8 protein-coding genes are annotated in these 15,445 nt (G+C 71.4%); 4 read left to right on the top strand and 4 right to left on the bottom strand.

The window, feature by feature from the left end:
• Positions 1-69: 69 nt before the first annotated feature.
• From ACFU5G_RS01300 to ACFU5G_RS01285, 4 genes are all read left to right on the top strand, one after another.
• On the top strand, positions 70-687 hold the full coding sequence (locus ACFU5G_RS01300) for a hypothetical protein (RefSeq protein WP_377239961.1): 618 nt from the start codon (positions 70-72) through the stop codon (positions 685-687).
• Between the two features lie 336 nt (positions 688-1,023).
• Complete coding sequence (locus ACFU5G_RS01295) at positions 1,024-2,106, top strand: multicopper oxidase domain-containing protein (protein WP_377239958.1); 1,083 nt, start codon at positions 1,024-1,026, stop codon at positions 2,104-2,106.
• A gap of 36 nt (positions 2,107-2,142) precedes the next feature.
• Positions 2,143-6,141, top strand: a complete 3,999-nt coding sequence (locus tag ACFU5G_RS01290) for a ThuA domain-containing protein (protein ID WP_377239956.1) — start codon at positions 2,143-2,145, stop codon at positions 6,139-6,141.
• Between the two features lie 29 nt (positions 6,142-6,170).
• Positions 6,171-8,072 (top strand): OmpL47-type beta-barrel domain-containing protein, encoded by a 1,902-nt coding sequence (locus ACFU5G_RS01285; RefSeq protein WP_377239954.1) that lies wholly within the window; start codon positions 6,171-6,173, stop codon positions 8,070-8,072.
• 178 nt (positions 8,073-8,250) lie between these two features.
• On the opposite strand, the gene acnA is transcribed toward ACFU5G_RS01285, so the two are convergent.
• From acnA to ACFU5G_RS01265, 4 genes are all read right to left on the bottom strand, one after another.
• Positions 8,251-10,995 (bottom strand): aconitate hydratase AcnA, encoded by a 2,745-nt coding sequence (gene acnA, locus ACFU5G_RS01280; RefSeq protein WP_377239952.1) that lies wholly within the window; start codon positions 10,993-10,995, stop codon positions 8,251-8,253.
• A gap of 131 nt (positions 10,996-11,126) precedes the next feature.
• Entirely contained in the window at positions 11,127-11,933 is an 807-nt protein-coding gene (locus ACFU5G_RS01275) for an SGNH/GDSL hydrolase family protein (protein ID WP_377239950.1), read from the bottom strand.
• A gap of 47 nt (positions 11,934-11,980) precedes the next feature.
• Positions 11,981-13,381, bottom strand: coding sequence for a class I SAM-dependent RNA methyltransferase (locus ACFU5G_RS01270; RefSeq protein WP_377239948.1), 1,401 nt, complete (start codon positions 13,379-13,381; stop codon positions 11,981-11,983).
• A 62-nt stretch (positions 13,382-13,443) separates the two neighbouring features.
• Positions 13,444-15,441, bottom strand: a complete 1,998-nt coding sequence (locus ACFU5G_RS01265; RefSeq protein WP_377239946.1) for an APC family permease — start codon at positions 15,439-15,441, stop codon at positions 13,444-13,446.
• Positions 15,442-15,445: the final 4 nt, after the last annotated feature.

Here is a 15,445-nt window from a genome sequence, read left to right as displayed (position 1 = left end):
TTCCCTGACCTGGGAAAACATCGTAGCCTGCCGTCCGATTTGTACTTTTTTCGGAACGGGAGGAAGACGATGGAGCACACGAGCGACGGAGCACTGGCAGCCACCGCGGTCAGCGTCCTGGGGACCCTGTGGTTCGCCTGGACCGTGCGGCACTCCGGACCCTGGTCCCGGTTCCTCCCGATCGGGGGTGTGCTGCTCGGCGTGGCGGTCTGCGCGCTCGGCGTGCTGACCACCGTCCGCACCTGGCCCGACGGCACGTCGGTGACCGGCGGCGTGGTGAGCATCTACGTCGCCGCGCTGCTGGTGCATGGCGCGGTGACCCGGCTCGCCACCGGCATGATCGCGAGCAAGTACCGCAGGGCGAAGGCCGCGGCCAAGGACGCCGACAAGGCGAGCGTCACCACCGGCAAGTCCCGGCTGCACCTGATCCCGACCGTCGTCTCGGTCTCCACGGCGATCCAGGTGGCGGTCATCGCGAACACCCTGGACGTGCCCCACCTGTACCTCGGCGCCGCCGCCGGGCTGGTGGCCGCCGCCGCGGCCTGGCTGCTCGGCGGGCTGCTGCGCCTGGTCACCAGCCCGCGCGGGCACCGCCCGACGGTGGCCCTCGCCCACCCGCTGACCGGCCTGCTCACCGGCGCCGTCCTGCTCGCGACGGCGGTCTGGCTGCTGCTCGGGACCGCGTGAACCCTCGTCACCATGTGACCCACCGGGATCTTTGCTTGGTCACATAGACGAAGCCTGTCACTGTTTGTCCAACTTTTGCTTGACACTCGCCATAAGTCCTCCTATGTTCGAAAAGTCACCCGGTGGAGTACGTCCTGCCCCGGGGGCGTGGGCGTCGTCGTCGACGACCACGTGACGCACCGATGGAGGGAACGACGATGAGGTCCACCTCTCTGACACCGCTGTCACTCCTGGCGTCGTCGCCGCCCGCGTCGCACGCCTGAGCCAGTCCCTCCTGCACTCAAGTCTCGTCGGGACGGGCACTTCCGCCTGCCCGATGGTGTCGAACGGAGACTCATGCCCGAGAACAGCACTGACGCCACTCCCCTGCCCGGCGGCGTGTCCCGTCGCTCGATCCTGACCGGAACCCTCGCCGGGCTCATGGCGCCGACGGCGGCGCTGGCGCTCGGCTCCGACACGGCGGTGGCCGTGTCGTCGTCGGTCCGGCCGCTCGCGTCCACCCGGCACATCACCGTGTACGCGGAGGCGCTGCCCGGGGGCCAGTACGGCTACGGGCTCACCCCCGGCAAGGCCACCATCCCCGGCCCCGTGCTCGAGATGTGGGAGGGCGACACCCTCCAGATCGAGCTGGTGAACAACACCGACAAGCGCCTGTCGATCCACCCGCACGGCGTGGACTACGCGACCGACTCGGACGGCAGCCCCTTCAACGACTCGTTCAACGAGCCCGGCGAGACCCGCACCTACGTCTGGAAGAGCCACAAGCCCAAGCAGCGCGCCGACGGCACCTGGATGGCCGGCTCCGCGGGCTACTGGCACTACCACGACCACGCCCTGGGCGGGGAGCACGGCACCGCCGGGCTGCGCGCGGGCCTGTACGGCGCCCTCGTGGTGCGGCGCGAGGGCGACCCGCTGCCCGACCGCCAGCACACCGTCGTGTTCAACGACATGACCATCAACAACAAGGTCGCCCCCGACACCCCGATGCTGGAGGCGAACAAGGGCGAGAAGGTCGAGTTCATCGCGATCGGGCACGGGGACCAGCTCCACACGTTCCACGTGCACGCGCACCGCTGGGCGGACAACCGCACCGGCTGGCTGACCGGCCCCGACGACCCCACCCGGGTGATCGACACCCGCGACCTCAACCCCGGCTCCTCGTTCGGCTTCCAGGTCATCGCGGGCGAGGGCGTGGGCGCGGGCGCCTGGATGTACCACTGCCACGTCCAGTTCCACTCGGACGGCGGCATGGCCGGGATCTTCCTGGTGCGCAACGCCGACGGCAGCATGCCGGCCGGCGCCCAGGACGCCATCGACCGGTTCCACGAGCACGGCGGCCACACGATGAGCGGCACCACGAGCGGTACCGCCACCACCGAGACCGAGACGGGCGCGGCAGGTCATGCCGGGCACCACTGACCGCACGACTCCCCGTTCACGCGCAAAGGAGCAGTGATGCAACGAACACGAAGAGGCCTCATCGCCGCGGTGGCCGGCGCCGCCCTCGTCGCCACGATGGCGGCGACCCCGGCGGCCGCCCAGCGGAGCACGACCGAGGCAGCCGCGTCCGCGGCTCTGACCACGGCCAAGACTCTGCCGGCCAAGGACACGAAGACCACGGACACGAAGACCACGGCGGCGGGCGAGCCCACCGTGCTGGTCTTCCACGGCGCGCCCGCCGACCAGTCCGACCCGGTCACGCTGGCCACCAAGACCATCCGTGAGCTCGGCGCCGAGAACGGCTTCACCGTGCACACGGCGAGCGACCCGGAGGTGTTCACGGCCGAGTCGCTCGCGGAGTACCGCGGCGTCGTCTTCCTGTCCGCCGAGGGCGTCGAGCTGAGCACCGCGCAGGAGGACGCGCTCAAGGCCTACGTGCAGGGCGGCGGCGGGTTCCTCGGCGTCCGTGACGCCGCGCGGGCGCAGGCCCGGTCGCAGTGGTTCACCGGGCTGATCGGCACGCGCCCCGCCGGCAACCTGCCGGACCCGCTGCCGGTGGAGAGCGCCACCGCGAGCGCCGAGAACCCGCCGAACGAGGTGGCCGCGAAGCTGATCGACGGCGACTCGCGGACCAAGTGGCTGGCGTTCGAGCCGACGGCGTCGATCGAGCTGGAGCTCGCCGAGCCGCTCGCGGCCGCCCGGTACGCGCTGACCTCGGCGAACGACTCCGAGGGCCGCGACCCGGCCGACTGGACGCTGCAGGGCTCGGCCGACGGCGAGACCTGGACCGACCTGGACACGCAGGCGGACCAGGACTTCCCGGACCGCTTCGCCACGAACGACTACGACCTCGACAACGACGTGGCGTACCAGCACTACCGCCTGGACATCACGGCGAACGCGGGCGACGACCTCACCCAGCTGGCCGAGATCCAGCTCTTCGACACCTCGGGCGAGGAGGAGCCGGACCCGGAGGTGCCGGTGCAGGAGGCGACGGTGAACGTCGTCGACCGCGCGCACCCCGCCAACGACGGGCTGCCCCTGAACTGGACCCGTGAGGACCGGTGGCTGAACTGGTCGCCGAACCCGATCGGCGAGGTGCACACGATCGCGCAGGTGCAGGAGTGGGACTACGACGCGGGCGAGGCCGCCAACGGCCCCTTCCACCCGATCTCGTGGTGCCGTGACTACGACGGCGGCCGCTCGTTCTACACGGGCATGGGCGGCACGGCGGCGAGCTATGCCGAGGAGGGCTTCCGCGACCACCTGCTGGGCGGCCTGCTCTGGTCCACCGGCATGGTGCGCGGCGACTGCCAGGCGACCATCGCGGCGAACTACGAGGCCGAGCGCCTGACCGCGCAGAACACCGCGGGCACGCTCGACCAGATCGGCGAGCCGCACGGCCTGACCGTCGCGCCCGACGGCGGCGTCTTCTACGTCGGCAAGGGCGCGTGCCCCTCCGGGCCGGTCGTCTCCTGGGACGACCCGAACGTGGGCCTGGGCTGCGGCACGATCCACCGCTGGGACCCCGAGGCGGGCGAGACCAAGCTGCTGACCACGCTGGACGTGATGGGTAACCGCGGCAGCGGCAGCGAGCTGGTCAAGAACGAGGAGGGGCTGCTCGGCATCACGCTGGACCCCGACTTCGAGGACAACCACTGGATCTACGCCTACTGGATGCCGCACGAGTCGATCGACGTCGAGCGGCGGGTGGGCCAGCGCACGGTCTCGCGCTTCACCTATGACGCCGCGGCCGACACCATCGACCAGTCCACCCGCAAGGACCTGCTGGAGTGGGACACGCAGATCCACAGCTGCTGCCACGCGGGCGGTGGCATGGACTTCGACAACGACGGCAACCTGTACATCGGGTCCGGCGACAGCAACTCGTCGGGCGGCTCGGACGGCTACTCCGGCAACAACTGGACGCAGGAGTACGCGGGCCTGTCGTTCCAGGACGCGCGCCGCACGGCCGGTAACACGAACGACCTGAACGGCAAGATCCTGCGGATCCACCCGGAGGACGACGGCACGTTCACGATCCCCGAGGGCAACCTGTTCCCCGAGGCGGACGACCCGGGCGACAAGACGCGCCCGGAGATCTACGTGATGGGCGTGCGGAACATCTCGCGCCTGGCCTACGACAAGAAGAACGACTGGCTGACGGCGGCCTGGGTGGGGCCGGACGCGGGCGCGCCGGACCCGGAGCTCGGGCCGGCCAAGTACGAGACCGCGACCATCATCACCTCGGCGGGCAACCAGGGCTGGCCGTACTGCATGGGCAACGGGCAGCCGTACCGCGACCGCAGCAACGAGGACGCCTCGGTGCTGGCGGGCTGGTACGACTGCGACAACCCGAAGAACACCTCGCCGCGCAACACCGGCCTGGTGGACCTCCCGCCCGTGCGGGACAACATGATCTGGTACTCCCCCAGCGGTGGCGGCCCGGTCTTCCCCGAGGGTGAGAACGGCATCCCGTCGTACGTGGACGAGGAGGCCACGTACACGCTGCCGTACCTGCGCGGCGGCGGTCAGGCCGTGATGGACGGTCCCACCTACCACCGGTCCGACGTCGACACCGACAGCGGCGTCGCCTGGCCCGCGTACTGGGACAACAAGTGGTTCATCGGCGACCAGTCCAACGCCAGCAACCGGATCGCCGTCACGGTGAACCCGGACACGGTCGAGGAGGCCGGTCCCCCGGTCTTCGCCGAGGACCTGCGCAAGATCATCCAGGGCGGCGCCGGCAACACGCAGGTGCAGAGCTGGATGGACGCCAAGTTCGGCCCGGACGGCGCGCTGTACATGCTGGACTACGCGGGCGGGTTCTTCTCCCTGCACCCCAACCAGAAGCTCGTCCGGATCAGCTACAAGGGCGGGGCGCCGACCCCGGCCCCGGCCGCGTCCGGTGCGAGCGTGCAGAGCTCCCCGCTGACCGTCGCCTTCACGGGTGACCGCTCGGGCGGCGTCTCGTACGCCTGGGACTTCGGGGACGGGCACACCTCGACCGAGGCCAACCCGCGGCACACCTATGCCCGCGTGGGCAGCTACGACGCCACGCTGACGGTGACCTACGCCGACGGCGAGACGTCGACGGTCGAGGTCGCGGCCGAGACCACCTGCACCATCCCGGACGACCGGGGCACCGTGTTCCTGGGTGCCAAGGACAGCGGCGTCACCAACGACGACCTGGGCGGCTGCACGATCAACGACCTGATCGAGGACGAGCGGGAGTGGGACACGAACGGCCGGTTCGTCAACCACGTCACGGCCGTCGCCGACCAGCTCCGGGCCGACAAGGTCATCACGGTCGCCGAGCGCAAGAAGCTGATCAGCGCGGCGACGTCGTCCGGCGTCGGCGCCGAGGGCAGCACCGGGTACCGGTGGCTGTTCGACGGCACGGCCGAGCAGCTCGCGGACTGGCGACAGGCCCCGGGCGGAAAGTTCGACCTGCTGGACGACGGGTCGATCCTGGCCACCGGCGGTCTCGGCATGCTCTGGCACCCGGGGGCGGAGGTCGGTGACTTCTCGCTGAAGCTCCAGTTCAAGGACTCCGCGCCGGAGGGCAGGTTCGCCAACAGCGGCGTCTTCACCCGGTTCCCCGACCCGCGGGTGCCGCAGGACGAGCGGCCCGAGTGCGGGCAGGGCACCGACGCCGAGGCCTGGGTGGCGATCTACTGCGGCCACGAGATCCAGCTCTACGACGGTCCCACCGGCGAGGTCCAGAAGACGGGGTCGGTCTACAACTTCGACCCCAACACCCTGGAGAACGCCGGGGTGACCCCCAAGGGCGAGTGGAACGACTACGAGATCCAGGTGGTCGGCCAGCAGTACACGATCATCCGCAACGGCGAGGTCATCAACGAGTTCGAGAACTCGCCCGGCAAGGAGTCCTCGCGCGCCGGCGACCCGCCGACCGACCTGCGGCAGTTCCTGCGCGGCTACATCGGCCTGCAGAACCACAGCGACGCGGACGCCATGGAGTTCCGCAACATCCGGGTGCGTGACCTGTGACCAGGCCCGCGGAGACGAGAGGTACACCCATGCGACACAAACTGTCCCGCCTCCTGGCGGCGGCAGCGGTCAGCGCCCTCGTGGCGGTGCCGTTGGCGCCCGCCACCGCCGTCGAGTACGCCGGTGACATCGCGCCGGCGTCCGCCACCCCGGTGGCCGACGGCCCCTCGAAGGACGGATCCGCGCAGGAGGCCGCCACCCAGGCGGCCGACCAGGTGCTGAACTTCACCGCCAGCGCGAGCGTGTCGGCGTATGCCTCCGCGCCCACGACGGCGGCGGCCGGGCCGACGACCATCGTGTTCGAGAACAGCACGGCGACCGGCAACAACATCGGGATGTCCCACACCCTGACGTTCGAGACCGGCTCGTCGGAGTACAACCAGGACGTCACCCTGGACATCCTGGCCAACCCCCTGGACGCCAACGGCGGCCGCTACGAGGCCGAGGTCAACCTGACCCCGGGCACGTACCGGTACTTCTGCGCGATCCCGGGCCACGGCACGATGACGGGCGAGCTCGTGGTCACCGAGGGCGGCGGTGGCGACGACACCACCGCCCCGACGGTCACGGCCGAGGTCGCGGGCGACCAGAACGACGAGGGCGCCTACATCGGCTCCGCCAGCGTCAGCCTCGCGGCCGACGACGGCGACGGCTCCGGCGTCGAGTCCGTCGAGTACGACCTGGACGGTGCCGGGTACGCCCCGTACACCGCGCCGATCGTGCTGGACGAGCCCGGCGAGCACATGCTGGAGTACCGGGCCACCGACGTTGCGGGCAACGTCTCCGAGCCGGAGATGCTGCACGTCACGGTGGTCGAGCCCGACGGCGACGACACGACGCCGCCGGTGGTCACCGCCGAGGTGACCGGCGACCTCGACCCCGACGGCGCCTACGTCGGGTCCGCGACCCTGAACCTCACGGCCAGGGACCCGGGCTCGGGCATCGCGTCGGTCGAGTACGACCTCGACGGCGCCGGCTGGGCGGCGTACACGGCGCCCGTCGTCGTCGACACGCCGGGCGAGCACACCGTGACCTACCGGGCCACGGACAACGCGGGCAACGTGGCGGAACCGGGCTCGGCGACCTTCACCGTCGTCGAGGCTCCCCCGGTCGACGAGACCGCGCCCACCGTCACCACCCAGGTCACCGGCGAGCAGGACGGCGACGGCGCGTACATCGCGTCGGCGACCGTCGCGATCCTCGCCGAGGACGAGGGGTCGGGCGTCGAGTCCGTCGAGTACGAGCTCGACGGCGACGGCTGGACGGCCTACACGGACCCCGTGGTCGTGGACGTGACCGGCGCGCACACCGTGCGCTACCGGGCCACCGACGCCGCGGGCAACCTGTCGGAGCCGGGCAGCGTGGAGCTGGTCGTCGTCGGCGGGCAGGACCCGCCGGACACGACCCAGCCCATCGCGTCGGCGCAGGTCGACGGGGACCAGGACGACGAGGGTGCCTACCTCGGGTCCGCCACGGTCACCGTCACCGCCCGGGACGGCGAGTCGGGGGTGGCGTTCATCGAGTACGCGCTCGACTCGCCGGCCTTCCGGGAGTACACGGGCGCCGTGGTGGTCACCGAGGCCGGTTCGCACGCGTTCCGGTACCGGGCCACCGACAACGCCGGCAACGTGACCCGGACCGGCACCCTGCGGTTCGACGTCGCCCGCGGCGAGATCGACGCGTGCCCCGTCTCCGACGAGCGCCCCACGGTGATCCTCGGGAACAAGGACAGCAAGGTGACCAACTACGACACCGGCAACGGGTGCACGGTCGCCGACCTGATCGACGCCGACGGCGGGTGGGTCAGCCACAGCGCGTTCGTGAGCCACGTGACACAGGTCGCCGACCAGCTCGACGACGCCGACGTCCTCACCGCGCAGGAGGTGACGAAGCTCGTCCGGGCCGCCCGCCAGTCCGACGTCGGGCGGTAGGCACCGCACGACCGCACCAACCGGCATGACGACGGCGCCCCGTCCCTCCGTGAGGAGGGGCGGGGCGCCGTGGTCTCGACGAGCTCGACCAGCGAGGGTCAGGCTCGACCAGCGAGGATCGGGCCCGACCAGCGAGGATCGGGCCCGACCAGCGAGGATCGGGCCCGACCAGCGAGGATCAGGACACGAGCGACCGCAGCACGTACTGCAGGATGCCGCCGTTGCGGTAGTAGTCCGCCTCGCCCGGGGTGTCGATGCGCACCACGGCGTCGAACTCGACCTGCGAGCCGTCGCCCTTGGTGGCCGTGACCTTGACCGTCTCGGGCGTGACGCCCTCGTTCAGCGCGGTGACGCCGGTGACGTCGAAGGTCTCCGTGCCGTCCAGGCCCAGCGAGCCGGCGTTCTGACCGGCCGGGAACTGGAGCGGCAGGACGCCCATGCCGATGAGGTTGGAGCGGTGGATGCGCTCGAAGCTCTCGGTGATGACGGCCTTGACGCCCAGGAGCGCGGTGCCCTTGGCGGCCCAGTCACGCGACGAGCCGGAGCCGTACTCCTTGCCGCCGAGCACCACGAGCGGGGTGCCGGCCGCGGCGTAGTCCTGCGCGGCGTCGTAGATGGTGTCCTGGGCGTTCTTGACGAAGTTGAAGGTGAAGCCACCCTCGACGTCGTCCAGGAGCTGGTTGCGCAGGCGGATGTTCGCGAACGTGCCGCGGATCATGACCTCGTGGTTGCCGCGACGGGACCCGTAGGAGTTGAAGTCGCGGCGGCCCACGCCGTGCTCGGCGAGGTAGACGCCGGCCGGGCTGTCCGGCTTGATCGAGCCGGCCGGGCTGATGTGGTCGGTCGTGACCGAGTCACCCAGCTTGGCGAGCACGCGGGCACCGGTGACGTCGGTGACGGGCTCCGGCGTCATGCCCATGCCGTCGAAGTACGGGGGCTTGCGCACGTACGTCGACTCGGCGTCCCAGGCGAACGTGTCGCCCTCGGGGGTCTCCAGGGCGGCCCAGCGCTCGTCGCCCTTGAACACGTCGGCGTAGTCCGACTCGAACATCTTGCGGTCGATCGAGGACTCGATCGTGGCCTGGACCTCGTCCGGCGACGGCCAGATGTCGCGCAGGAAGACGGGGTGACCGGCCTCGTCGCGGCCCAGCGGGTCGTGCTCGAAGTCGAACTCCATGGTGCCGGCCAGGGCGTACGCGATGACCAGCGGCGGGGAGGCCAGGTAGTTCATCTTGACGTCCGGGTTGATCCGGCCCTCGAAGTTGCGGTTGCCCGAGAGCACCGAGACGACCGACAGGTCGTGCTCGTTGACGGCCTCGGAGACCTTCTCGTCCAGGGGGCCGGAGTTGCCGATGCAGGTGGCGCAGCCGTAGCCCACCAGGTGGAAGCCCAGCTTCTCGAGGTACGGCCAGAGGCCGGCCTTCTCGTAGTAGTTGGTCACGACCTGCGAGCCCGGGGCCATGGAGGTCTTGACCCACGGCTTGGAGACGAGGCCCTTCTCGACGGCGTTCTTGGCCAGCAGCGCCGCGGCGAGCATGACCGACGGGTTCGAGGTGTTGGTGCAGGACGTGATCGAGGCGATCGCGACCGCGCCGTGGAACAGCTCGAACTCCTTGCCGTCAGTGTTGGTGACGTGCACGTGCTTGCGGCCGTTCGCGGCCGGGGCCGGAGCATCGGAGGCGGGGAACGACTCGGCGCCCGCCTCGTCGGCACCCGCGGAGAACTCGGGCGCGTAGTTCGGCAGGTCGTGCAGGAACGCCGACTTCGCGTTCGTCAGCTCGATGCGGTCCTGCGGGCGCTTCGGCCCGGCGATCGACGGGACGACCGTGGACAGGTCGAGCTCGAGGTACTCGGAGAAGACCGGCTCCGCCGAGTCGGCGTCGAGCCAGAGGCCCTGCTCCTTGGCGTACGCCTCGACCAGGGCGAGCTGCTCCTCGGAGCGGCCCGTCAGGCGCAGGTAGTCGACCGTGACCGAGTCGATCGGGAAGATCGCGGCCGTGGAGCCGAACTCCGGCGACATGTTGCCGATGGTGGCGCGGTTCGCGAGCGGCACCTGGGCCACGCCCTCGCCGTAGAACTCGACGAACTTGCCGACCACGCCGTGCTGGCGCAGCATCTGCGTGATCGTGAGCACCACGTCGGTGGCCGTCACGGCCGCCGGGATGGAGCCGCTCAGCTTGAAGCCGACCACGCGCGGGATGAGCATCGAGACGGGCTGGCCGAGCATCGCGGCCTCGGCCTCGATGCCGCCGACGCCCCAGCCCAGCACGCCCAGGCCGTTGACCATGGTGGTGTGCGAGTCGGTGCCGACGCAGGTGTCGGGGTACGCGCGCAGCGCGCCGCCGACCTCGCGGGTCATGACCGTGCGGGCCAGGTACTCGATGTTGACCTGGTGCACGATGCCGGTGCCCGGCGGAACGACCTTGAAGTCGTCGAACGCGGTCTGGCCCCAGCGCAGGAACTGGTAGCGCTCGTGGTTGCGCTGGTACTCGAACTCGACGTTGCGCTGGAACGCGTCCGCGCGGCCGGCGACGTCGATCTGCACGGAGTGGTCGATGACCATCTCGGCGGGGGCCAGCGGGTTGATCCGCGTCGCGTCGCCACCGAGGGCCGCGACGGCCTCACGCATGGTGGCGAGGTCCACGACGCAGGGCACACCGGTGAAGTCCTGCATGATCACGCGCGCCGGCGTGAACTGGATCTCGGTGTCGGGCTGCGCGTCCGGGTCCCAGGACGCGAGGGCACGCACGTGGTCGGCGGTGATGTTCGCGCCGTCCTCGGTGCGCAGGAGGTTCTCGGCGAGGATCTTCAGCGAGTACGGGAGGCGCTCCACTCCCTCGACCGCGCTGAGCCGGAAGATCTCGTAGGACTTGCCGGAGACCTCCAGCGTTCCCTTTGATCCGAACGTGTCCACGGTGCTCACTCGGGCTCCTTCTGCGGGGCTGACGTTGCGTCGGCTCTCACAGGCGCTGTCATCGCGCGAAGGAGCCGCCGCATGGGTTCCAGGGGGCTTCACCCAGCCTAGGCCGGGCTGCTGGAGCCAGCATAACGCATTTATCTTGACGTCAAGATATCTGTCGGCCGAGCGCCCGTCTCGTCCTGCCCGGCCGCCGGCGCCTGGAGCGTCCGCAGCACCCGCCGGGCGATCATGGCGTTGCCCGCGTCGGTCGTGTGGACCCCGTCCTCGTGCACCAGGCGGCCCTGGACGATGTTGGGGTCGAGCAGCGACACGTACGTGGCGTCCCACTCGGCCGCCGCGGCCCGCACCGCGCTGTCCATCGCCCGTGCCTCCAGGCCGATCGCGCGCGGCGTGGACGGCCCGACCGAGACGATCTCGGCGTCGGGGAACCGCTCGACGGCCAGGGCGTACGTGTCCGCCACCGCCTGGAAGACCCGGCCGGGGTCCTTCCGCAGGCCCTTGAAGTCGTTCTGCCCGCCGGCGATCACCACGATGTCCACGCTGCCCGGGGGCACCGACCGGAGCTGGGTCGGGTAGTTGTCGCGCTTCGCGTTGCCCTTGACGAACCCGGTGCCGCCGACGGCGACGTTGAGCTCACGCCAGCCCATCCGCTCGGACACGAGCGTGCTCCACCGCAGCTCGGGCGACGACGTGCCCTGGCCCACCGTGTAGGAGTCGCCGATGAAGAGGACCACCGGCTCCCTCTGGACCACCGGGGACGGCGAGGGCGAGGGAGACTCCGCCCAGACCGACGGCGCGCCGCGTGGTGCGGGTGCCGAGGCCCCGCCCGTACCGCCGACGGCGATGCCGCCAGCTCCAAGAACCATGCCCACCAGGACGGCGACCGCGAACGCCGCTACTACCGACGCCGCGATCCCGCCGCTTACCAGCCACCGCTTCACGGTGCGCATCCTATGCGCACTGACCTGGGGCTTCGTCCACCGTCCCGTCAACCCTGCCGGTCCAGGACCGCGACGGCCTCGACGTGGTGCGTGTGCGGGAACAGGTCGAACCCGCGCACGCCCGTCAGCGCGTACCCGTGCGCAGCCAGGTAGCCGACGTCGCGCGCGAGCGCGGCCGGGTCGCAGGCCACGTAGACGACGCGGCGCGGGGCCAGGCCGGCGATCGCGTCCACCACGGCGCGCCCGGCTCCGGAGCGCGGCGGGTCGAGCACGACGACGTCGGCCGCGGGCACCTCGGCCTCCCCCGGCCCGCCCGCGAGCACGCGGTCCACGGCGCCGAGCCGCAGGTCCACCTGCTCGTACGCGTGCGCGTTGCGGCGAGCGTCCTTGACGGCGCGCTCGTCGCCCTCGACGGCGACCACCCGCCCGTCCGGCCCGACGGCGTCCGCGAGCGGAAGCGTGAACAGGCCCGCGCCGGAGTACAGGTCCAGCACGGTGGCCCCGGCCAGCTCCCCCGCGCTCGCGCCGGTCGCGTCCAGCACGGCGCCCGTCAGGACGGCCGGCGCCTCGCGGTGCACCTGCCAGAACCCGCCGGCAGCCACGCGGTAGCGGTGCGTGCCCCACGGTCCCGTGACGGTCTCGGCCACGGCCCGGCGGGCGTTGGACCGGGTGTCGGCGTGCCCGCGGCGCCACGGCTCGCCGTCGACCAGCAGCACCGGGTCGCCCTCGGACGGCGCGACCAGCTCCAGCCGGGTACCCGGCGTCCAGGTGCGCGTGAACACGTCCTCGGCGACGGCGAACGCCGCGACCTCGGCCGAGGCCAGCGGCATCTTCTTCAGCGCCACGACGTCGTGCGACCGGTGCTTGCGCATGCCGGCGCGGCCGTCGGCGTCGGCCACCAGGTCGATCCGGGTGCGGTAGTGCAGGCCGCGCCGCTCGTCGTCGCCCGGCACGCCCTCGACCGTGACGTGCTCGGCGAGCCAGCCGGCGTCGATCCGGGCCAGGCGCTGCAGCTGCTCGACGAGCACGTCGAGCTTCCAGCGGCGCTGCGCGGGCAGGGCCACGTGGGACAGCTCGCCGCCGCCCACGCCGTCGGCGCCGGCCGCGGGCCACGCGGGCTCGACACGGTCGGGCGACGCCTGGAGGATCTCGACGGCGTCGGCCCGCCAGAAGCCGGTGCCGCCCTCGGTGACTCGGGCGCGCACGCGCTCGCCCGGCAGCGTGTGCCGCACGAACACGACCCGGCCGTCCAGGCGGGCCACGCAGTGGCCGCCGTGGGCCACGGGGCCGACCTCCAGCTCGAACTCCTGCCCCACCTCGGGCGCGGGGGCGGCGTCGCTCACCCGGCGGGCGCGGCCCGGCCGCGGGGAACGCTGGGGACGACGGCGCGTGCGGCCGCCCTGCTCGGGGTCGGCGGGCGCGCTGCGGCGATCGGAGTTGCGGGGCATGTGCTCAAGTATCGCGCACCGGCCGCCGTCCCCGCTGCGGTCACGCCGTCGGACGGGTCACGTCACATCCGCCGGCCGCGCAGGAACGTGTCGCCCTCCAGGCCCGTCTGGCCGCGCGTCGAGGCGAGCTGCCACGGCACGGAGGCCACGACGACGCCGGGGGTGAACAGCAGGCTGCCCTTGAGGCGCAGCGCGGACTGGTTGTGCAGCAGCTGCTCCCACCAGTGCCCGACCACGTACTCGGGGATGTACACGATCACGAGGTCGCGCGGGGACTCGCGGTGCACGGAGCGCACGTACTTGACCACGGGGCGGGTGATCTCGCGGAACGGCGAGTCGAGGATGCGCAGCGGCACGGGCAGGTCGAGGGCCTCCCACTCCGCGGTGAGCCGCTCGACGTCCTCGCGGTCCACGCCCACGCTGACGGCCTCGAGCTCGTTCGGCCGCGCGGCGCGCGCGTAGGCCAGGGCGCGCATGGTCGGCTTGTGCACCTTGGAGACCAGCACGACGGCGTGCACGCGGCTGGGCAGCGCGCGGGCCGCCGAGACGTCGTCGAGCGCGAGCTCCTGGCTGACCCGGTCGTAGTGCTTGCGGATGCCGCGCATCAGCACGAACAGCACGCCCATGGCCAGCAGGGTGATCCAGGCGCCGTGGGTGAACTTGGTCAGCAGCACGATGATCAGCACGATGCCCGTGAGGCCGAACCCGACGCCGTTGACCAGGCGCGAGCGCTTGTACCGGCTGCGCACCGCGGGGTTGGGCTCGGTGCGCAGCGCGCGCGTCCAGTGCCGCAGCATGCCGAGCTGGGACAGCGTGAACGAGACGAAAACGCCCACGATGTAGAGCTGGATCAGCCGGGTGACCTCGGCGTCGAACACCACGATCAGGACGATCGCCGCGACGGCGAGGGTGATGATGCCGTTGGAGAACGCGAGCCGGTCGCCGCGGGTGTGCAGCTGGCGGGGCAGGTAGCCGTCGCGGCCGAGGATCGAGCCCAGCACGGGGAACCCGTTGAACGCCGTGTTGGCGGCGAGCACCAGGATCAGGCCCGTGACGGCCGAGACGGCGTAGAACGCGGGCGGGAAGCCGGAGAACACGGCCTCGGCGAGCTGGCCGATCACGGGGATCTGCACGTAGTGGTCCGAGACCGGCTGGCCGTTCAGCGTGAGCTGGCTGTGCGGGTCCTCCGCGAACTGGACCCCGGTGGCCTGGGCCAGCATCAGGATCGACATGATCATGGTCGCGGAGATGGTGCCGAGCAGCAGCAGCGTCGTGGCGGCGTTGCGCGACTTGGGCTTCCGGAACGCGGGCACGCCGTTGCTGATGGCCTCCACGCCGGTCAGGGCGGCGCAGCCGGACGCGAACGCGCGGGCCAGCAGGAACGCGCCCGCGATGCCGACCAGGCCCTGGTCGAACGCGGCCTCGGCGGACAGCTCGAACTCCGCGCTCTGCGCCTGCGGCAGCGTGCCGGAGAAGAACCGGAACGCGCCCGTGACGATGAGCGCGCCGATGATCGCCATGTAGCAGTAGGTCGGGATGGCGAACGCCGTGCCCGACTCCTTGACCCCACGGAGGTTGACCAGGGTGAGCAGCACCACCGCGATGACCGCGGCGAGCGCCTCGTGCCCGCGCAGCCCCGGGATGGCGGCGGACGCGTACTGGGCGGCCGACGAGATCGACACGGCCACGGTGAGCACGTAGTCCACCAGCAGCGCGGAGGCGACGCCGATGCCCGCGGACGGGCCGAGGTTGGTGGTGGCGACCTCGTAGTCGCCGCCGCCGGACGGGTAGGCGTGCACGTTCTGCCGGTAGGACGCCACCACGATGAGCAGCACCACGACCACTACGAGGCCGACCCATGGGGAGAACGCCAGGGCGGCGATACCCGCCAGTGACAGAGTCAGGAGGATCTCGTCGGGCGCGTACGCGACGGACGACAGCGCGTCCGAGGCGAACACCGGGAGCGCGATGCGTTTGGGCAGCAGCGTGTGCCCCAGGCTCTCGCTGCGCATGGGGCGGCCGACCAGGAGGCGCTTGGCCGCATCGACGATGTCCGACACGTTG

The organism is Promicromonospora sp. NPDC057488 (assembly GCF_042802395.1).
Classification (GTDB): Bacteria; Actinomycetota; Actinomycetes; order Actinomycetales; family Cellulomonadaceae; genus Promicromonospora.
Note: the sequence above shows the minus strand (reverse complement) of the source record. Positions and strands in the feature narration are given on the sequence as shown.

Excerpts from the sequence above, each read along its gene's own strand:
- ACFU5G_RS01285 (WP_377239954.1), top strand. The coding sequence starts at position 6,171 with ATGCGACACAAACTGTCCCGCCTCCTGGCGGCGGCAGCGGTCAGCGCC.
- ACFU5G_RS01295 (WP_377239958.1), top strand. The coding sequence starts at position 1,024 with ATGCCCGAGAACAGCACTGACGCCACTCCCCTGCCCGGCGGCGTGTCC.
- ACFU5G_RS01270 (WP_377239948.1), bottom strand. The coding sequence starts at position 13,381 with ATGCCCCGCAACTCCGATCGCCGCAGCGCGCCCGCCGACCCCGAGCAG.
- ACFU5G_RS01290 (WP_377239956.1), top strand. The coding sequence starts at position 2,143 with ATGCAACGAACACGAAGAGGCCTCATCGCCGCGGTGGCCGGCGCCGCC.
- ACFU5G_RS01300 (WP_377239961.1), top strand. The coding sequence starts at position 70 with ATGGAGCACACGAGCGACGGAGCACTGGCAGCCACCGCGGTCAGCGTC.